Consider the following 18,374-nt stretch of genomic DNA (forward strand, 5'->3'; position numbering starts at 1 on the left):
GCTTGTCGTCGGCCCGCCACTCGACGAGAAAAGAACGACATCATGGAGAACAACCAGAATCCCTCGGGGATGCCGATCCACAAGTATCGGCCGTACCACGAGCAGATCGCCGTCCACCTGCCGGACCGCACCTGGCCCTCGAAGCGGATCACCGCCGCGCCGCGCTGGTGCGCGGTCGACCTCCGGGACGGCAACCAGGCCCTCATCGATCCGATGAGCCCCGAGCGCAAGCGCATCATGTTCGACCTGCTCGTGCGCATGGGCTACAAGGAGATCGAGGTCGGCTTCCCGTCGGCCAGCCAGACTGACTTCGACTTCGTCCGGCACCTCATCGAAGACGACGTCATCCCGGACGACGTGACGATCCAGGTCCTGACCCAGGCGCGCGAGCATCTCATCGAGCGCACGTACGAGTCGATCGCGGGTGCCAAGCAGGCCATCGTGCACCTGTACAACTCGACCAGCGTGCTGCAGCGCGAGGTCGTGTTCCGCACCGACAAGCAGGGCATCATCGACATCGCCCTCGAGGGCGCGCGGCTGTGCCGCGAGTTCGAGAAGCGGATCCCCGAGACCAAGGTCTTCTACGAGTACTCGCCCGAGAGCTACACGGGCACAGAGCTCGAGTTCGCCGTCGACGTCTGCAACCAGGTTCTCGAGGTCTTCGAGCCGACCCCCGACCGCAAGGTGATCATCAACCTGCCGGCCACGGTCGAGATGGCGACGCCGAACGTCTACGCCGACTCCATCGAGTGGATGAGCCGCAACCTGGCCCACCGCGAGAACGTGCTCCTCTCGCTGCATCCGCACAACGACCGCGGCACCGCGATCGCCGCCGCCGAGCTCGGCTACATGGCCGGCGCCGACCGCATCGAGGGATGCCTGTTCGGCAACGGCGAGCGCACGGGCAACGTCGACCTGGTCGCGCTGGGGATCAACCTGCTCACGCAGGGCATCGACCCGCAGATCGATTTCAGCGACGTGGACCAGGTCAAGCGCACCGCCGAGTACTGCAACCAGCTGCCCGTTCACGAGCGCAGCCCGTGGGCCGGCGACCTGGTCTTCACGGCGTTCAGCGGTTCGCACCAGGACGCCATCAAGAAGGGCTTCGAGGCGATGGCCGCCCGTGCCGACGCCGAGGGCGTCTCGGTCGACGAGATCGAGTGGGCCGTTCCCTACCTGCCGATCGATCCCAAGGATCTCGGTCGCTCGTACGAGGCGGTCATCCGGGTCAACTCGCAGTCCGGCAAGGGCGGCGTCGCCTATCTGCTGAAGACGGACCACGCGATCGACCTCCCGCGCAAGCTGCAGATCGAGTTCTCGGGCGTCGTGCAGGCCAAGACGGATGCCGACGGCGGCGAGGTGACCAGCGACCAGATCTGGGCGATCTTCACCGACGAGTACCTCCCGTCGCAGGTCGACGAGCACCGCTGGGGACGATTCGAGCTCCTGGCCACGAGCACGCGCAGCGACATGTCCGGCGATGTCTCGCTCGACGTCACCCTGCGCGACGGCGACGAGACGTACGACGCCTCAGGACAGGGCAACGGCCCGGTCGCGGCGTTCCTCGAGATCGTGCGCGAGCGCGGCTTCGACGTCACGCTCTACGACTACGTCGAGCACGCGCTCAGCGCGGGCGGGGACGCGCAGGCCGCGGCGTACGTCGAGCTGCAGGTCGACAGCGAGCGCCTGTGGGGCGTGGGCGTCGACGGCGACATCTCGACGGCGTCGCTCAAGGCGATCGTGTCGGGCGTCAACCGGGCGATCCGCACACGCGAGAAGACCGGCGCCCTCGCGAGCGTCTGACCTGCTGTTCGGCCGTACTGCACGCCGAAGCAGAGGATTCGCGTCGAACCCGAGGGTGTCGCCCTCGGGTTCGGCCGGATTCCCCGGGTTCGCCGGACGACGGGGTTCGCCGGGCGGCGGGGTGCGCCCGGCCGCGCGTCCCGTCGTTCGGGGCGCGCTCGCGTGACGACACGCGAGTGACCTCGGCGCGCCGTCGACGCTTCCCGCCCCGAACCGGCGGAGGCGGCAACGTCAGGACTTGACGATCGGGATCGTCGAGGTCTCGACCGCGACCTTGCGGCGGTAGAGCGCGCGCTGCTCGGGCAGCGAGATGTCGAAGATCACGGCGAGGAGCCGGATCACAGCCGTGACGACGACGCCGATGATCGCTGCAGCGACGAGGTCGACCCCGAGCGCGTTGGCCCCGGCGAGGACGAGGCAGCCGGCGCCGGCCGCGACGGCGTACAGCGATCCGACGTGCATGATCGCCACCGGCAGCCCCATGATCATGTCGCGCAGGATGCCGCCGCCCACGGCTGCGCAGACGCCGACGAAGACCGCCGGAACGAGCGGCAGACCGAGTGCGAGGGCCTTGCTGGTGCCGAAGGCGCCGAACAACCCGATGACCAGGGCGTCGAGGCCGACGATCACGGCGTTGAGCCGGTGGAAGAGGCCTGCCAGCAGCATCCCGATCAGTGCCGCACCGGTGGCGGTCAGCAGGTACCAGTTGCTCTGCAGCGTGACCGGGGTGACGTTGAGGAGCAGGTCGCGGATGAGGCCGCCGCCCATGCCCATCACGATCCCGATGATCGCCACACCCAGCAGGTCGAGTCGTCGCTGGCCGCGGAATCCGGACGCGAACAGCGCCCCCTGGATGCCGCCCAGGCCGACGGCGATGAGGTCGGCCCACAGCGGGATCACGAAGACGGGCTCGTTCACCCCTCCATTGTCGTGCGGGCTCAGGGAATGTGCGTGCGCACCGCCGACATGAAGCCGTCGAGGTCGTCGACCCACAGGCGGACCGCATCGATCTCGACCGTGTCGTCGCGCAGCTTCGTGCGCACCGGGTGCTCGAGGGTGATCAGCACGTTGGTCTCGTTGCCGATGCGCAGCGCGAGCGTGCGGCCGTGCTCGTCCTCCTGGATCTTGGGAGCCTTCTCCTGCACGTCCTTCGACTTCTCGACCGAGGCCACGGCCTCCCAGGGAAGATCGACGTCCACGTGGGCTCCGTCCCGTGCGCGGATGCCCTCAGGGCCGACGGCGTGCGGGCGGGTGAGGAAGCTCAGGAGCAGCCCGACCATCCAGGTGACGCCCCAGATGCCGGCGATCAGCAGCGGGATGCGCACCCAGTCCCAGCGGTGCACGATCAGGTCGATGACCGGGATCTCGATGGCCGACAGGACGATGAAGATCACGAGGATCGTGAGGATGGGGGAGTGATAGCTGAACCCTGAGGCGCCGTTCGGCACCCGCGGGCGGCGGAAGATCCAGCGGTAGAAGCTCTGCCAGATGCCGACCTCGGCCCGCCAGGCGGCGCGGCCGACCTTGACGATGCGCGAGGTGAGGGTGGGCGCCGGCGCGGTGGTGGTCATCGGTGGGGGTCCTCGTCGTGAAGGCGCTGCTCGTGCTCGGCGATGAGCTGCGCGAGGCGGGTGTGCACGTGGTCCAGGGCATGCTGCGCGGCGCTGACGGTCGCGGCGTCGAGGCCGTCGATCAGTGCGGCCCCCAGCTCGGTGTGCTCCCGATCCATCGACTCCATGATCGCGACGCCCCGTTCGGTGAGGTGCACGAGAACGGCGCGGCGATCGGTCGGGTGGGGCTCGCGGCGCGCGAAGCCGGTGGCCTCGAGCGCGTCGACCAGGGTCGTCACGTTGCGCGGCGTCACGGCGAGCGCCTCTGCGAGCTGCACCTGCGTCGCGGGCCCGTCGTGGAAGAGCACCCATAGCAGATGTGTACGCGGGCCGGTGAGGCCGCGCCGGTCGAGCTCCCGCTCCTGATCGCTCTGCAGGACCATCGTGATGGCCAGCAGCGTATCCAGTATTTTGGTTCCCGACATAGTGAACAGCATACATTATGTTGCCTGGGCGCTTGCCGAGGGTCCGCGGGCGCCCGAGCGGCGAACGCCGTTCGCAGGCCGCCCGGCTCCATAATTGACTGGTGCCCACCTACCGCGATGAAGTCGTGGTCCTGCGCACCCACAAGCTGGGTGAGGCCGACAGGATCGTGACGATGCTCAGCCGCCGTCACGGCAAGCTGCGCGCGGTCGCCAAGGGCGTGCGTCGCACGTCGTCCCGGTTCGGCTCGCGACTCGAGCCGTTCATGGTGGCCGACGTCCAGCTGTATCAGGGCCGTTCGCTCGACATCGTCCAGCAGGCCGAGTCGCTCGGCTCCTATGGCGCCGACATCGCCGCGCACTACGACCGCTACACCTCCGCGCACGCGATGGTCGAAGCCGCCGATCGCCTGAACGAGGCCGAGGCGACGGGCCAGCAGTACCTGCTCCTCGTGGGCGGCCTGCGCGCCTTGTCGCGCGGCGAGCACGCGTCGCGCAGCGTCCTGGACTCCTACCTCCTGCGCGCCATGGCGCTGTCCGGCTGGGCTCCGGGGCTCACCGAGTGCGCCCGATGCGGCGCGCCGGGACCCCACGACACCTTCGTCGCTCAGCTGGGCGGGATGATCTGCCGCAGCTGCGCCCCGACGGGCGCCGCGCGGGTGCATCCCGAGACGGCCGCGCTGCTCCAGTCCCTGATGGCAGGCGAATGGGAGTTGGTGGATGCCGCATCCGTCGCATCGAGCGCGGCGGCGTCGGGCCTCATCGCGGCGTACGCGCAGTGGCACCTCGAGCGCGGCATCCGCTCGCTCTCGCACGTGCCGGCGGCCGGAGGAGACCGATGACGCCGAAGCCGTACACGCATCGGGATGCCGTCGCGTTCCGCCCTCTCGACTGGACCGGCGTCTACCCGCCCGCCTTCCCGAAGGGCGCGGTGCCCGCACATGTCGCGGTGGTGATGGACGGCAACGGCCGATGGGCCAACCGCCGCGGACTGACGAGGGTCGAGGGGCACAAGGCCGGGGAGGCCGCGCTGCTGGACGTTGTGGCGGGAGCCATCCAGGCCGGCGTCAAGCACCTCTCGGTCTACGCGTTCTCCACGGAGAACTGGTCGCGCTCGCCCGACGAGGTGCGCTTCCTGATGGGCTTCAACCGTGACGTGCTCCACCGCCGCCGTGATCAGCTCAACGAATGGGGCGTGCGCGTGCGCTGGGCCGGTCGCAAGCCGCGGCTGTGGTCGAGCGTCATTAAGGAGCTGCAGTACGCGGAGCGCCTGACCGCGGGCAACGACACCCTGACCCTCACGATGTGCGTGAACTACGGCGGCCGCGTCGAGCTCGTCGATGCGATGCGCTCCATCGGGGACGACATCGCCGCCGGGCGGCTGAAGCCTTCGGCGGTCACCGAGAAGCTGATCCAGCGGCGCCTGTACCAGCCCGACATGCCGGACGTCGACCTGTTCATACGCTCCAGCGGCGAGCAGCGCACCTCCAACTTCCTGCTGTGGGAGTCCGCCTATGCCGAGTTCGTGTTCCTGGACACGCTGTGGCCGGACTTCTCGCGCGCCGACCTGTGGCGCGCCATCGGGCTCTACCTCGATCGCGACCGCCGCTTCGGCGGCGCGGTGGATGCGCCGACCGAATAGCGCCGCACGCCTCTCAGCGCATTCGCCGGAATAGAAGCCGTCGAGGCGCGTTGTCCTTGAGCATGACGGATGCCATCAAGATCGACGTGTGGAGTGACATCGCCTGCCCCTGGTGCTACATCGGCAAGCGGAATCTCGAGAAGGGACTGGCCGAGGCATCGGGCGATCCCGATGGTCCGGCCGTCGAGGTGGTCTTCCACTCCTTCGAGCTCTCGCCCGACACCCCGGTCGACTTCGAGGGTGGCGAAGCCGATTACCTCGCCACGCACAAGGGCGTCTCGACCGCCCAGGCGCAGGAGATGCTCGACCGTGTCACCGGCGTCGCCGCGCAGGCGGGTCTCGAGTACCGCTTCGACCTGCTCCAGCACACGAACACGGTCAAGGCGCACGAGCTGCTGCACTTCGCGAAGGATCATGGTCGCCAGCACGAGCTGGCCGAGCGCCTGATGTCGGCGTACTTCACCGAGGGTCGCCACCTCGGCCAGGAGGACGAGCTCGTCGCCCTGGCCGCCGATGTCGGACTCGACGCCGACGCCGCGCGCGAGGCGCTGCGCAGCGGCCGCTACCTCGACGCGGTGCGCGCCGACCAGGCTCAGGCCACGGCGTACGGCATCAACGGCGTGCCGTTCTTCGTGATCGACGGGAAGTACGGCGTCTCGGGCGCCCAGCCCGCAGACGCCTTCGCGCAGATCGTCCGGCAGGTCTGGGCCGAGCGCAGCGAGTCCGCCGTCGTCAGCGCCTGACATCCCCTGACGCAAGAGAGACCCGTCGCGCGAGCGACGGGTCTCTTCTCGTTCTGCGGGTCAGCGGGGGAGGCTGCCCTCGATGACCTCGACGATGGCGGGGTCGTCCGGCTTCGTGTTCGGCCGGAACCGGTGCACCTCGCCTTCGGGCGTGATCACGAACTTCTCGAAGTTCCACTGGATGCGTCCGGTGTTGCCCTCGACGTCATCGGCCTGCTTGAGCGCCTTGTAGAGCGGGGCGGCCTTGCCCCCGTTGACCTTCACCTTGTCGAAGACCGGGAAGGACACGCCCCACGTGACCGAGCAGTACTCGAGGATCTCGTCCATCGAGCCGGGCTCCTGCCCCATGAACTGGTTGCAGGGGAACCCCAGCACGGTGAAGCCGCGATCGGCATAGGCCCGCTGCAGCTGCTCGAGCTGCTCGTACTGCGGCGTGAGGCCGCACTTCGACGCCACGTTCACGACGAGCACGACCTTGTCGGCGTAGTCGGCGAGTGTGGCGGAGCCGCCGTCGGCGGTCTGGAACGGGATGCTGCGCAGATCGATCGCGGTGGCCTCAGTCATTCCCCCAGGCTAATCGCTGGCGCATGGGCGAAGGCTGATCCACACACTTCCGACGTGCTGCGCTCGCTCAGCCCGAGTCTGGGACAATGGACGACGTGACCACCGCCCCCGTCCTCTCGCGCGCGCTGCGCATCGGACCCATCGAGCTCGATGCCCCGGTCGTGCTCGCGCCCATGGCGGGCATCACCAACACCGCCTTCCGCCGGCTCTGCCGCGAATACGGCGCCGGCCTGTACGTCAGCGAGATGATCACGTCGCGCGCACTCGTCGAGCGCAACGCCACCACGATGCGCCTGATCACGCACCACGAGTCCGAGACTCCGCGGTCGATCCAGCTCTACGGCGTCGACCCCGCCACCGTCGAGGGTGCCGTGCGCGTCCTCGTCGAAGAGGACCGGGCCGATCACATCGATCTGAACTTCGGATGCCCCGTCCCCAAGGTCACCCGCAAGGGCGGCGGCGCCGCATTGCCGTGGAAGCTCGAGCTGTTCCGCGAGATCGTCACACGCGCCGCCCGAGCCGCCGGCGACATCCCGTTGACGGTCAAGATGCGCAAGGGCATCGACGTCGACCACCTCACCTACCTCGATGCCGGCCGCATCGCCGAGGATGCCGGCGTCGCCGCCGTGGCGCTCCACGCCCGCACCGCGGCCGAGTTCTACTCCGGTCACGCCGATTGGGACGCCATCGCGCAGCTCAAGCAGGCGGTCACGAGCGTGCCCGTGCTGGGCAACGGCGACATCTGGTCGGCCGAGGACGCAGTGCGCATGATGGCCGAGACGGGCTGCGACGGCGTGGTCGTCGGACGCGGATGCCTCGGCCGCCCGTGGCTGTTCGGCGACCTGGCCCGTGCCCTGGGCGGCCCGGACGCGGCATCCGGTCCGCCCGTCGACGCGACGCTCGGCTTCGTCGCCCAGGCGTTCCGCCGTCACGCCGAGCTGCTCATCGAGTTCTTCGAGGACGAAGTCCGCGGCTGCCGCGACATCCGCAAGCACGTCGCCTGGTACTTCAAGGGCTACCCGGTCGGCGGCGACACGCGCGCGCGACTGGCGACCGTGTCGAGCCTGGCCGAGATCGACGAACTGCTGGCCACCCTCGAGCTGGATGCGCCGTACCCCGGCGCTGCCGCCGAGGGCCAGCGGGGCCGTGCCGGCACGCCCAAGCGACCGGCTCTGCCCGACGGCTGGCTGGAATCCCGGGATCTCGGAGCCGAGGCATCCTGCGCCCTCGCCGAAGCGGAACTGGACCACAGTGGCGGCTGAAGGCGCCGTGGCGATGGGCTTCGCCTCGGATCGCCCATCCGGCTATGACGACGCGGATGCCGCGCGCTGGCACTCCGAGCACCACAGGTCCACTCGTGACGACTTCGCCCGCGACCGTGCGCGCGTGCTTCACTCGGCGGCGCTGCGGCGGCTGGCGGCCAAGACCCAGGTCCTGAGCCCCGCGAGCCCGGCGGACTTCGCCCGCAACCGGCTCACCCACTCGCTCGAGGTCGCGCAGGTGGGCCGCGAGCTCGCCACCGCGCTGCGCCTCGCCCCCGACGTGGTCGACACCGCGTGCCTCAGCCACGACCTCGGGCACCCGCCGTTCGGCCACAACGGCGAGCGCGCGATGAACGAATGGGCCGAAGACATCGGCGGGTTCGAGGGCAACGCCCAGACTCTGCGCATCATCAGCCGACTCGAGCCGAAGGTCGTCGGCGACGACGGCCGGAGCTTCGGGCTGAACCTCACCCGCGCGAGCCTCGATGCCACCTGCAAGTACCCCTGGACCGCGGCGCATCCGTTGCCGGACCCGGGGGGCCGGCTCAAGTTCGGGGTGTACCCCGACGACGAAGAGGTCTTCCACTGGATGCGCGCCGGCGCTCCGGGCCGGGTCCGCTGCATCGAGGCGGAGGTCATGGACCTCTCGGACGACATCGCGTACTCGGTGCACGACTTCGAGGACGCCGTGGTCAACGGCTATCTCGACCCTGCTCGGCTGGCCGACGTCGGCGAGCATCAGGCGCTGCTGACGGCGATCCAGTCCTGGGTCGGGTTCGACTTCGCCCGGGACGAGCTCGAGGACGCGCTGTACCGGCTCATGCGGATGCCGGAATGGATCCAGTCCTTCGACGGTACGCGCGCCTCGCTCGCCCGTCTCAAGAACCTCACGTCCGATCTCATCGGCCGCTTCGCGCGCGCGGCGACGACGGCGACGCGCGAGGCGTACGCTACGTCGGTGCTCACCCGCTACCGCGCCCACGTCGTCGTGCCCCGCGTGGTCGAAGCCGAGATGGCGGTGCTCAAGGGCATCATCGGCGCGACCGTCGTCTCCATCGAAGGGCGCAAGGATCTCTACAAGGAGCAGCGCCGGGTGCTCAAGCGCCTGGCGACGGCCCTGTGGGAGCGCCCGGAGGCACTCGACGCCCTCCACGCCGAGGATTTCGCGGCAGCAGAGACCTACGCCGCGCGCCGGCGCGTCGTCGTCGATCAGGTCGCGAGCCTGACCGACCAGCATGCGATCGCCTGGCACGGGCGCCTCGTGGGCGAGCTGGATGCCGCGTCCCTCGGGATCTGGACTCCGGGCGCGCGCCTGCGCGAGGCCCTCTGATGGCGGGGCGCATCCGGCAGGCGGACGTCGAAGAGGTCAAGGCTCGGACGAACATCGCCGACATCATCGGCGAGCGCGTGGCGCTGAAGAACGCCGGAGTCGGCGCGATGAAGGGGCTGTGCCCGTTCCACGACGAGCGCAGCCCGAGCTTCAACGTCCGGGCCCAGGCGGGTTTCTACCACTGCTTCGGCTGCGGCGAGTCGGGCGACGTGTACTCGTTCCTCACCAAGATGGACCACGTCTCGTTCACCGAGGCCGTCGAGAAGCTCGCCGGGCGCATCGGCTTCACCCTGCACTACGAAGACGGGGGAGCTGCCCCCGAGCACACCGGTCGCACCCGCTTGTTCGCCGCCAACGCCGCCGCCGCCGAGTTCTTCCGCAGTCAGCTCGCGAGCGGCGAGGCCGACATCGCGCGACGGTTCCTGGGGGAGCGCGGGTTCGATGCCGGCGCGGCCGCGCACTTCGGCGTCGGCTACGCCCCGAAGGGCTGGTCGGGGATGCACGAGGCCCTCAAGGCGCAGGGGTTCACCGACGAAGAGCTGACGACATCGGGCCTGGTGTCGCAGGGCCAGCGTGGCGTGTACGACCGCTTCCGCGGCCGGGTCGTCTGGCCGATCCGCGACGTCACGGGGCAGGTCATCGGCTTCGGCGCGCGGCGCCTCTTCGAGGACGACAAGGGCCCGAAGTACCTCAACACCCCCGAGACCACGATCTACAAGAAGGCGCAGGTGCTGTACGGCCTCGACCTGGCCAAGCGCGACATCTCGCGCGAGCACCGCGTCGTCGTCGTCGAGGGGTACACCGACGTCATGGCGTGCCACCTGGCCGGGATCACGACCGCCATCGCGACGTGCGGTACGGCATTCGGCTCGGACCACATCACCGTGCTGCGACGCGTCATGGGCGACGATTCGACCGCCGGCGAGGTGGTCTTCACCTTCGATCCGGATGCCGCGGGCCAGAAGGCCGCGCTCCGCGCCTTCGCCGATGCCAAGCGGTTCAACGCGCAGACCTACGTCGCCACCGGGCCCGAAGGCCTCGATCCCTGCGATCTGCGCCTGAAGCGCGGGGACAACGCGGTGCGCGCACTGATGGAGGCCAAGGTGCCGATGGTCGAGTTCGTCCTCGACCAGCGCATCGCGGGCTACGACCTCGCCAGCGTCGAAGGCCGCGTCGGCGCCCTGCGCGCCTCGGCGCCCGTCGTCGCCGAGCTCCGCGACGCACTCCTTCAGCCGGAGTACGTGCGCGTGCTGGCACGCCGGCTCGGCATGGACACCGAGGACGTCCGTCGCGAGGTCGAGCGTGCGGGCCGCGCGGGGGCGGGCAAGCGCGAGGGCACTCCGGCACCCGCCGCGCCCGATCTCTCGGAGGGCGAGCCGCTCGTCCGAGTGACGATCTCGTCGCTTCCGCGCACCGCCGAAGTGACCCTCGAGCGCGACGCCCTCATGGGATTCCTCCAGTTCGGTCACCGACTGGATGCCGCGCTCGTCGCGCGCGCGGTGGAGCTTCCGTTCCGCCATCCCGCCCTCGAGGCGGTTCGGGCGGCGGTGCAGCAGGCTCCCGACATGCAGCGACCCGGCTGGGCGATGGATGCGGTGGGGACCGTGCGCGAGCCGTACCGGTCTCTGGCGGCGGAGCTGCTCGCGGCGGACTTCCCGGCGCTCGGCGATGCCGAGGCGCTCTCGTCGACGACAGACCTGGCGCGGCGGCTCGTCGTCCGGGCCCTGGACAACCAGAAGAACGAGCTGCTCGGCGCGATCCAGCGCGTGCCGGCGGCGTCGGAAGAGGGCCGGACGATCCGGCTGCGGCTGCGCGAGCTCGACGCGGAGCGCCAGCGACAGAGCTCCGACGCCTGAGGCATCGAACAGGTCGGTCGTCGCTGGCGGCTGAGGCGCCGGCACGGCAGGATGAGGTCATGGCTCGACGAAGAGACGCCGACGTGGCGATCCGCTGCACCGACCTCTCCCTCTCACGCGCGGGACGGAGCGGTCATCCGCAGCGCGTCGTCGACGGCGTCTCGTTCACGCTCGCCCATGGCTCTGCCCTCGCGGTCATGGGACCGACCGGATCGGGCAAGTCGAGCCTCGCGGCGATTCTGGCAGCTGCCGATGACGACGGTCTGTCGGTCATCGGCGGCGACGCGCTGGTCGAAGGCATCAGTGTCCGGCATCCGGGCCGCCGCCGGCGCGAGCTGGTCTACATGACCGGTCACCTCAGCCAGACCGCCGGGGCGAACCTTCCCGCGCGCATGACGGTGTCGGAGGTGATCGGCGAGCCGATCACGAGCCGCGACCGCCGGGTGAGCGCACGTGCACTCTCCGTTCGCGTCGCGACGCTGCTCGACGAGCTGATGCTGCCGCTCGGCTCGGCGGCCAAGTACCCCTACGAGCTCAGCGCGGGCATGCGTCAGCGTGTCGCGCTCGCGCGCGCGCTCATGCTGCAGCCGCGACTGCTGGTCGGCGACGAGCCGTTCGCGAAGATGGACATCGAGGTGCGCAAGGCGGCGCTTGAGGCCATCCTGCGGCGCCAGCGCGAGTACGGGATGTCGGCGCTCATCGTGACGAACCAGCCGGAGGTCGTCCGGGAGTTCGACGCCGATGTGCTGATCCTCCGCGGCGGGCACGCGATCGCGTACGGCCACGGCACGAACGACCTGCTCTGGACCCCGGGGGCCGAGGCCGACCGCCGTCTGGTCGCCACCTGAGGTCACGAGCACACCTCACCGTTTGCTAATATGGTGTGGTTGCCTGCGCGAGCGGGACAGCATTCCTCCATAGCTCAATTGGCAGAGCAATCGGCTGTTAACCGATAGGTTCTTGGTTCGAGTCCAAGTGGGGGAGCTGAACGGCCTCTGGGCTCCACCCCGGGGCCGTTCTTCATTTCCCGGGAATGCCGTCTTCCACGATCCGGATGCACACGGGCCCCACGCCGAGAGACCGACACTTTCGTGTCGGTCTCTTTCGCTGTGCCCGAAAAGCAGTGGAAGGTCTTCCCCTCGCTTAATTACTCAACTAGAGTAAAAGCATGACCCCGATCACCGCAGCCGCAGCGATCCGAGCGATACGAGCCGCTCGCACCGCGCGCGATCTCTTCGACGGACGCCTCGGGGATGCTGCCGCTGCGCGCCGCAGCTACCGCGCTCTGGTCGCCCTGATCCATCCTGATCTCGCCGCGGCGAATCGCATCGATCCGGCGGACGCGGTCGATGCGACCGCCCGATTGAACCAGCTCTTCGAGCAGTGGCGAGATCAGGATGCCAAGCCGCAGCCTGCCGAGCCGCACGTGGTGGGCGATCACGGCACGTACGTCCTGCGTACGCGCGTACGCAGGGCTGATCGGATCAGCACCTACGGCACCGACCGTCGCGACATCAGCGTGGCCGTCTCCCGTGCCCAGCCCCGCGCCACCGATGCCGTGTTGCAGGCGGCGCGGGCGCTGGGTGCGCAGGGACTCGGCGCTTTCGGACCCGACATCGTCGACCGCGGTCAGGTCGACGGCCGCGCATGGGTGGCGTACCGGATCCCGGCCGGGCTGCACAGTCTCCGCGAGGTCCGAGCGGCGTACCCCCGCGGCCTGGACGGACGTGACTGGGCATGGATGGTCCGCCGGATCCTCATGGCAGTGGCCGCCGCGGACGGCGCGCACGCCGACGTCGGGCTCGACACCGTCCTCATTCAGCCGGAGCAGCACGGCGTGATGCTCACCGGATGGGGCGGTGCCGGCATCCCACCCCTCCTCGCCCACGGTGAGCCAGCGCTCAACGGTCCCGACATCGCCGGGCTCTTCGACGCGATGCTCCACCCGGGCGAAACCCGCCAGCGCGAGTTCGCCGCTTCTGCGGTGACACTGCCACCCCGGCGCTGGCTCGCCGAATACGACCTCCTGCTGCGCCACCTGTACGGCGCCCGCAGGCATCGTCCGTTCTCACTCCCGAGGACGGCGTAAAACACGGGCCGTGGAGCGGCCCCGACGAGAGGAGCCCATCATGGGCGGAGGATACTGGGACACCAGCGCGTACACCCACGCAGCGAACGCGCGACGAGCCGCGGGTCAGGCCGACTTCGGCCACACCGCGCGCATGCGCGGACTGCCCCGCGACCAGCGCACGGCGGCCGACAGCCTCAACGCGTTCGGCGCGAAGGCCCGAGAGGCGCGTGACAGCAGCGAGCACCCGAACTCGACGCCGATCGCCGTGCTGTTCGACGTGACCGGGTCGATGGGCAACGTCCCGGTGACGCTTCAGAAGCGCCTGCCGGATCTGCTGGGGCTCCTCACCCGGGGCGGCTACGCACAGGATCCGCAGATCCTCGTGGGAGCGATCGGCGACGACCAGTACGACAGCGTTCCGCTGCAGGTCGGCCAGTTCGAGAGCGACAACCGCATCGATCAGCAGCTGCGCGACCTGTACCTGGAGGGCGGGGGAGGAGGGGATCGCTGCGAAGGCTATGCTCTCGCCGCACACTTCCTCGCCACCCGCGTCCAACTGGACAGCCTCGACAGACGCGGCCGCAAGGGCTACCTCTTCCTCATCGGCGACGAGGCGAACAAGGCCCGGCTGTACGCGCGGTCGGTGCAGCAGTTCATCGGGGACGACCAGACGGAGGATCTGGACGTCCGCGACGTGTACCGCCGCCTGGAGGAGAAGTTCCACGTCTACTTCATCGTCCCGAAGCTGACCTCGTACTACGACGAGCCATGGCTCGAGGAGCACTGGCGGGCGATCGTCGGCGAGCGATTCCTCAAGCTCGAAGATCCCGAGGCGGTGTGCGACCTGATCGCCCTCACCATCGGGATCATGGAGGACTCCATCACCCTCGATGAGGGGCTCGACGACCTCGCCAAGCTGGGATCCGTCTCCGGGGCCGCCGTCGGCAAGGCGCTCGCGAGTGTCGGAATCGCCGGCACCGCCGTCGCCACCGGGGGCGTGCTCCCGGCCGATCTGTAGGAGACGACCCGCAATGACCCTCACTACCGCACCTCACCAGGCGATCGTCGTCGTCGGCCTCGGCTACGGCGACGAGTCGAAAGGGGCGACCGTCGACTTCCTGACGGCGAGCATCCCCGACACCGTCGCCGTGGTGCGGTGGTCCGGGGGAGCGCAGGCCGCCCACAACGTGCGTCACGGCTTCCGGCACCACACGTTCAGCCAGTTCGGGTCGGGGACGTTCCTCGATGTGCGCACCATCCTGCGCGCGCCGATGCTCGTGAACCCCATCCTGCTCGCCGCGGAGGCGGCGGCTCTCGAGAGGCAGGCGGTCCGCGATCCGCTCGGCCTCATCGTTGCGGACGCACGGTGCCTGGTCACGACGCCGATCCACATCGCGATGAACCGCGCTCGCGAGATCGTCCGGGGCGCCGCTCGGCACGGGTCGACGGGGCTCGGCATCGGCGAGACCGTCGCCTTCGACCTCGCCGTCCGCGCCGGAGCCCGCCGCGGTGACGTCATCGGCAACTTCGTCGTCCCCGCCGACGCGCCACACGATGCCGCCCCGACGCTCGGCACGCTGCGCAGCCGGCCCGACACCCTCAGGGCGCTCGACGCGATGGCGAGGTATGCCGAGCCGCTGCTCGCCATGATCGACGACGGCGACGCCCAGCACGAGCCGGTGGAGCAGATGGCGACCGAGCTGTGCGCGATCGCCGAGCACCTGTCGATCGCCGACGACATCGATCACGTGCTGAGGTCGGCGATGGATGCCGGAACCGTCGTCTTCGAGGGCAGCCAGGGCATGCTGCTGGACGAGTGGCACGGCTTCCATCCCCACACGACGTGGGCCACGCTGACGCCGCGGCATCTGGTGGCCGGGCTCGCCGCCGCCAGCCGCGACCCCTACGTGCTCGGGCTCACCCGTCCTTACGCCACGCGCCACGGCGACGGCCCCATGCCCACGGAGGACGCCTCGCTCGTCCTCGCCGAGCCCGACAACCGCGAGGGCCGCTACCAGGGCGGGTGGCGCAGCGGTCACCTCGACCTTCCGGCGCTGCGCTACGCCGCAGAGGTCGCGGGGCGCATCGACGGCGTCGCCGTCAGTCATCTCGACATGCTCGGCACAGCCCCGCTGCAGGTCGCGGACTCCTGGGCCGGGCACCGCGAGCCGCTCGCCTTCGCGGCATCCCACGACCTCGGCCGGCTGGACGCCCTCACGCAGGTCGCGCGGGGCGCCCGCCCCGATCTGCGCGAACTGCCGGTGGATCCGGATGCCGTGACCGCCCTCATCGCGGAGACTGTAGGTGCGCCCGTCGTGCTGACCGCAACCGGACCGCACCGCTCCGACCGCAGCCTGCGGGCGGAGGCCGCCCAGAGGAGAACCGCGTGACCGACACCATCTTCAGCGTCGTGACGGTGGATGTGCTCCCGCTCACCTATGACCCGGACGGCCAGGTCGTCCGGTACGGGCTGCACCGGCGCCCCGCTCCGCCCTTCGAGGGCGAGCTCGCGCTGCCGGGCGTCGTCGTCCACAGCGGCGAACGGCTCGAGGCGGCGGCGCGCCGGGCAGTGGACAAGCTCCACCTCCGAGCGGATCCGGTCGCACTCGGCCAGCTGCGGACCTTCGACGAGCCGTCGCGCGATCCCCGCGGGCCCTCGCTGTCGGTCGCGATGTGGGCGGCCTACCCGTCGTTGCGCATGGGCGAGGACACGGGCGACTCGCTGTGGCCGGAGATCGCCGATCTGCCGGCCCTGGCGTTCGACCACACCGCCATCGTCGCGACGACCCGGGAGCTCCTGCCGGCGCTGCTGTGGCAGGACATGCCGTTCACCCGCGCGATCACGGGCGAGCGGTTCACCGCGACGGACGCTGTCGCGATCACGCGTCAGCTGACCCGGCACGACGTGCACCGCGCGAATCTCAACCGGGCTCTCGCCCGGATCCCGGGCTTGGCCCAGGCCGGAACCGCTCCGGCAGCGGGGGGACGTCCGCCGAAGGTGTGGGCCTGGGCGTAGCAGTCCCGCCAGGGGCTCGTCAGGCGTCGATGTCGTCGACGCCCGGCGTCCAGGAGTGCCCGGGACGGCCCCAGCCGCGCTTCCGCGCGATCTTCTGCGCGGTCTTCCAGTCGCCGTCGCCCAGTCGGTCGACGTAGAGCGTGCCGTCGAGGTGGTCGAACTCGTGCTGCATGATGCGCGCCCGCCAGCCGTCCACCTCGATGCGCACGGGGCCGCCCTCGAGATCGATGCCGGTGACGAGCACGGCTTCCGAACGACGCAGCGGGAATCGTTCGCCCGGGAACGACAGGCAGCCCTCCGACTCCTCGTCGGGGTCGGGATCGCCCGGCTCCATCGGCCGCATCCACAGCTCGGGGTTGATGATCACGCCGCGCCAGGGATTCCCGTCGTCGTCGGCGTAGGAGTACGTGAAGATGCGCAGCGGGACGCCGACCTGCGGACCCGCGAGGCCGACGCCGGGCGCGGCATCCATCGTCTCGAACATGTCGGCGACGAGAGTGCGGACCTCGTCCGTGATCTCTTCGACGGGAGAGGCGGGGGCGTGAAGGACGGGATCGCCCATGATTCGAATCGGCAGAACGGCCACGCCTTGAGCCTACCGAGACACGACGGCGGCTAGTGTCGTCGTGTGGTGTGGACGGCGAACGAGCTTCAGGACGTGGGCGAGACACTCGTCGGCGTATTCCAGAACCCCGGTCTGCTCATCGGAATCCCACTGGCGCTGCTCGGCGCGGTGTTCATGTCTTTCGGAGCGCAGTACCAGCACCGCGGAGTCACGAAGGTCGAGAAGCTCAGCGGTGGCGCCTCCACCGGCGGTCTCAGCGGCGGCCAGCTGTGGCGCCTCGTGCGACGGCCCTCGTGGGTCGTCGGCACCGTCATGCTGGGCCTCGCCATCGTCTGCCAGCTCGCCGCCCTGTCGTACGCGCCGCTCATCGTCGTCCAGCCTCTCGGCGCGATCGCCCTGGTCATCACGACGCTGCTCAACGCCCAGATCAGCGGGCACAAGCCGACCAGACGCTCACTGATCGCGATCGCGGCGTGCGTCGGAGGCATCTTCGTCTTCGTCACCATCGCCGCCCTGTACGCCACCGATGCTCCGGTCTCGAACCAGCAGCTCGTCACGATCCTGATCCTGCTCGGCGTCGTCACCGTGGTGTTCGGCGGATTGTGGATCTGGAAGCGCCACCACGTCGGCGCGCTGTTCTACATCACCGCCGCCGGCGTCATCTACGGCTTCGTCGCGACCCTGGCGAAGGTCGTCATCACACGCATACAGAACGATGACTTCGAGTGGCTGACGCTGACGTGCCTCGCCGCCCTCATCATCACCGCGATCGTCGGCGCGTACTTCGTGCAGACCGCGTACTCGTCCGGACCGCCGGACCTCGTGATCGCCGGGCTCACGGTCATCGACCCCATCGTCGCCATTCTGATCGGCCTGATCGTCCTCAATGAAGCCGCCGGTGCGCCGCTGTGGGTGTACATCGCCTTCGCGATCGTGGGCGCGATCGCGGTATGGGGAGTCTTCCAGCTCGCCCGCTACCATCCGCAGGTGCTCAGCGACAGCAAGGAGATCCCGATCCAGCGCGGCAGCAGCGGCGGCGGCGATGTGGCGCATCCGAGCACGGGTTCGCTGCGCGTCACCGAGGCCGTCGCGAAGGTGTGGCCGGACCCGCCGGTCAAAGACAAGGGCGACGGCTCGCAGCCCTGATCACTTCGGCTGATCTACCTCGATGACCAGCCTGCCCTCGTCGACGCTGCCCTTGTCGCCGGGTGCCGGAGCCGGCGCGGGCATCTCGACCTGAGCCTCCCACTGGGCGTGGGCGTCTTCCGCCGATGGGCGCCAGACCGCATCGAACCCGGCGCCGACGCCGGACAGTGAGCCGCCGGCCTCGCCGTCCAGCTGCTTGCGCAGGTGGTCGCGCTTGAGTCGCGGAGCCAGGGCGATCAGCACGACGGTGGCCGCGCACACCACGCCCATCACCGCCCAGCCGATCGCATCCACGGGACGATTGTGCCACGCGCCCCCGAACGAAAGATGAGGAGCGGCCGAGA

Annotated in this window: 19 protein-coding genes and 1 tRNA gene; 14 read left to right on the forward strand and 6 right to left on the reverse strand. The window is 69.7% G+C overall.

Features of this window, described 5'->3' with window-relative positions; translation table 11 throughout:
- Positions 1-42 precede the first annotated feature (42 nt).
- Complete coding sequence (leuA, locus tag ASD56_RS09195; protein ID WP_055964615.1) at positions 43-1,803, forward strand: 2-isopropylmalate synthase; 1,761 nt, start codon at positions 43-45, stop codon at positions 1,801-1,803.
- Positions 1,804-2,034: 231 nt separating this feature from the next.
- Here leuA and ASD56_RS09200 read toward each other — a convergent pair whose 3' ends face one another.
- The 3 genes from ASD56_RS09200 to ASD56_RS09210 are packed head-to-tail and all read right to left on the reverse strand — an operon-like array spanning position 2,035 to position 3,838.
- Positions 2,035-2,721 carry a trimeric intracellular cation channel family protein gene (locus ASD56_RS09200; RefSeq protein ID WP_055964617.1) on the reverse strand — a complete coding sequence of 229 codons (687 nt, stop codon included), beginning with the start codon at positions 2,719-2,721 and terminating at the stop codon, positions 2,035-2,037.
- Positions 2,722-2,741: 20 nt separating this feature from the next.
- The gene (locus ASD56_RS09205) at positions 2,742-3,374 is read right to left on the reverse strand and encodes a hypothetical protein (RefSeq protein WP_055964620.1); all 633 of its coding nucleotides are present in this window, start codon (positions 3,372-3,374) and stop codon (positions 2,742-2,744) included.
- Positions 3,371-3,838 (reverse strand): MarR family transcriptional regulator, encoded by a 468-nt coding sequence (locus ASD56_RS09210; protein WP_082541432.1) that lies wholly within the window; start codon positions 3,836-3,838, stop codon positions 3,371-3,373. The genes ASD56_RS09205 and ASD56_RS09210 overlap by 4 nt, the downstream gene beginning before the upstream one ends.
- 101 nt (positions 3,839-3,939) lie before the next feature.
- On the opposite strand from ASD56_RS09210, the gene recO reads away from it, so the two are divergent.
- The 3 genes from recO to ASD56_RS09225 all read left to right on the forward strand — a co-directional run bounded on the left by recO (position 3,940) and on the right by ASD56_RS09225 (position 6,220).
- Positions 3,940-4,677, forward strand: a complete 738-nt coding sequence (gene recO, locus ASD56_RS09215; protein ID WP_055964626.1) for a DNA repair protein RecO — start codon at positions 3,940-3,942, stop codon at positions 4,675-4,677.
- Complete coding sequence (locus ASD56_RS09220) at positions 4,674-5,477, forward strand: isoprenyl transferase (protein WP_055964630.1); 804 nt, start codon at positions 4,674-4,676, stop codon at positions 5,475-5,477. The genes recO and ASD56_RS09220 overlap by 4 nt, the downstream gene beginning before the upstream one ends.
- 62 nt (positions 5,478-5,539) lie before the next feature.
- Entirely contained in the window at positions 5,540-6,220 is a 681-nt protein-coding gene (locus tag ASD56_RS09225; protein ID WP_055964633.1) for a DsbA family oxidoreductase, read from the forward strand.
- A 60-nt stretch (positions 6,221-6,280) separates the two neighbouring features.
- Here the strand turns inward: ASD56_RS09225 and ASD56_RS09230 are convergent, their stop codons facing one another.
- On the reverse strand, positions 6,281-6,784 hold the full coding sequence (locus ASD56_RS09230; RefSeq protein WP_055964636.1) for a glutathione peroxidase: 504 nt from the start codon (positions 6,782-6,784) through the stop codon (positions 6,281-6,283).
- An 86-nt stretch (positions 6,785-6,870) separates the two neighbouring features.
- Between ASD56_RS09230 and dusB the strand changes: the two genes are divergently transcribed.
- The 9 genes from dusB (at position 6,871) to ASD56_RS09275 (ending at position 16,319) form a co-directional block, all read left to right on the forward strand.
- The gene (gene dusB, locus ASD56_RS09235) at positions 6,871-8,046 is read left to right on the forward strand and encodes a tRNA dihydrouridine synthase DusB (RefSeq protein ID WP_200947492.1); all 1,176 of its coding nucleotides are present in this window, start codon (positions 6,871-6,873) and stop codon (positions 8,044-8,046) included.
- Between the two features lie 13 nt (positions 8,047-8,059).
- Positions 8,060-9,376, forward strand: coding sequence for a deoxyguanosinetriphosphate triphosphohydrolase (locus tag ASD56_RS09240; protein ID WP_082541433.1), 1,317 nt, complete (start codon positions 8,060-8,062; stop codon positions 9,374-9,376).
- Positions 9,376-11,232 carry a DNA primase gene (dnaG, locus tag ASD56_RS09245; protein WP_055964642.1) on the forward strand — a complete coding sequence of 619 codons (1,857 nt, stop codon included), beginning with the start codon at positions 9,376-9,378 and terminating at the stop codon, positions 11,230-11,232. Before ASD56_RS09240 ends, dnaG begins: the two co-directional genes overlap by 1 nt.
- Before the next feature lie 59 nt (positions 11,233-11,291).
- A complete protein-coding gene (locus ASD56_RS09250) occupies positions 11,292-12,080 on the forward strand; it encodes an ATP-binding cassette domain-containing protein (RefSeq protein WP_055964645.1) in 789 nt (262 codons plus the stop codon).
- Positions 12,081-12,143: 63 nt separating this feature from the next.
- Positions 12,144-12,216 (forward strand) — tRNA-Asn (locus tag ASD56_RS09255).
- A 184-nt stretch (positions 12,217-12,400) separates the two neighbouring features.
- Positions 12,401-13,321 (forward strand): hypothetical protein, encoded by a 921-nt coding sequence (locus ASD56_RS09260; protein WP_055964648.1) that lies wholly within the window; start codon positions 12,401-12,403, stop codon positions 13,319-13,321.
- 40 nt (positions 13,322-13,361) lie between these two features.
- Positions 13,362-14,321, forward strand: a complete 960-nt coding sequence (locus tag ASD56_RS09265; protein WP_055964650.1) for a hypothetical protein — start codon at positions 13,362-13,364, stop codon at positions 14,319-14,321.
- Positions 14,322-14,334: 13 nt separating this feature from the next.
- Positions 14,335-15,693 carry an adenylosuccinate synthetase gene (locus ASD56_RS09270; protein WP_055964653.1) on the forward strand — a complete coding sequence of 453 codons (1,359 nt, stop codon included), beginning with the start codon at positions 14,335-14,337 and terminating at the stop codon, positions 15,691-15,693.
- A complete protein-coding gene (locus ASD56_RS09275) occupies positions 15,690-16,319 on the forward strand; it encodes an NUDIX hydrolase (protein WP_055964656.1) in 630 nt (209 codons plus the stop codon). The genes ASD56_RS09270 and ASD56_RS09275 overlap by 4 nt, the downstream gene beginning before the upstream one ends.
- Before the next feature lie 19 nt (positions 16,320-16,338).
- Here the strand turns inward: ASD56_RS09275 and def are convergent, their stop codons facing one another.
- Positions 16,339-16,905 carry a peptide deformylase gene (def, locus tag ASD56_RS09280; RefSeq protein ID WP_082541399.1) on the reverse strand — a complete coding sequence of 189 codons (567 nt, stop codon included), beginning with the start codon at positions 16,903-16,905 and terminating at the stop codon, positions 16,339-16,341.
- Positions 16,906-16,947: 42 nt separating this feature from the next.
- Between def and ASD56_RS09285 the strand changes: the two genes are divergently transcribed.
- Positions 16,948-18,030 carry a DMT family transporter gene (locus ASD56_RS09285; RefSeq protein ID WP_082541400.1) on the forward strand — a complete coding sequence of 361 codons (1,083 nt, stop codon included), beginning with the start codon at positions 16,948-16,950 and terminating at the stop codon, positions 18,028-18,030.
- Here ASD56_RS09285 and ASD56_RS09290 read toward each other — a convergent pair whose 3' ends face one another.
- Entirely contained in the window at positions 18,031-18,324 is a 294-nt protein-coding gene (locus ASD56_RS09290; RefSeq protein WP_055964663.1) for a hypothetical protein, read from the reverse strand.
- Between the last annotated feature and the right edge of the window lie 50 nt (positions 18,325-18,374).

The sequence above is a fragment of the Microbacterium sp. Root166 genome, from assembly GCF_001427145.1.
GTDB lineage: Bacteria > Actinomycetota > Actinomycetes > Actinomycetales > Microbacteriaceae > Microbacterium.

Coding starts and splice junctions, on each gene's coding strand:
- ASD56_RS09270 (WP_055964653.1), top strand. CDS start 14,335: ATGACCCTCACTACCGCACCTCACCAGGCGATCGTCGTCGTCGGCCTC.
- ASD56_RS09250 (WP_055964645.1), top strand. CDS start 11,292: ATGGCTCGACGAAGAGACGCCGACGTGGCGATCCGCTGCACCGACCTC.
- ASD56_RS09230 (WP_055964636.1), bottom strand. CDS start 6,784: ATGACTGAGGCCACCGCGATCGATCTGCGCAGCATCCCGTTCCAGACC.
- dusB (WP_200947492.1), top strand. CDS start 6,871: ATGGACGACGTGACCACCGCCCCCGTCCTCTCGCGCGCGCTGCGCATC.
- ASD56_RS09265 (WP_055964650.1), top strand. CDS start 13,362: ATGGGCGGAGGATACTGGGACACCAGCGCGTACACCCACGCAGCGAAC.
- leuA (WP_055964615.1), top strand. CDS start 43: ATGGAGAACAACCAGAATCCCTCGGGGATGCCGATCCACAAGTATCGG.
- ASD56_RS09260 (WP_055964648.1), top strand. CDS start 12,401: ATGACCCCGATCACCGCAGCCGCAGCGATCCGAGCGATACGAGCCGCT.
- ASD56_RS09225 (WP_055964633.1), top strand. CDS start 5,540: ATGACGGATGCCATCAAGATCGACGTGTGGAGTGACATCGCCTGCCCC.
- dnaG (WP_055964642.1), top strand. CDS start 9,376: ATGGCGGGGCGCATCCGGCAGGCGGACGTCGAAGAGGTCAAGGCTCGG.
- ASD56_RS09210 (WP_082541432.1), bottom strand. CDS start 3,838: ATGTCGGGAACCAAAATACTGGATACGCTGCTGGCCATCACGATGGTC.
- ASD56_RS09205 (WP_055964620.1), bottom strand. CDS start 3,374: ATGACCACCACCGCGCCGGCGCCCACCCTCACCTCGCGCATCGTCAAG.
- ASD56_RS09240 (WP_082541433.1), top strand. CDS start 8,060: ATGGGCTTCGCCTCGGATCGCCCATCCGGCTATGACGACGCGGATGCC.
- ASD56_RS09220 (WP_055964630.1), top strand. CDS start 4,674: ATGACGCCGAAGCCGTACACGCATCGGGATGCCGTCGCGTTCCGCCCT.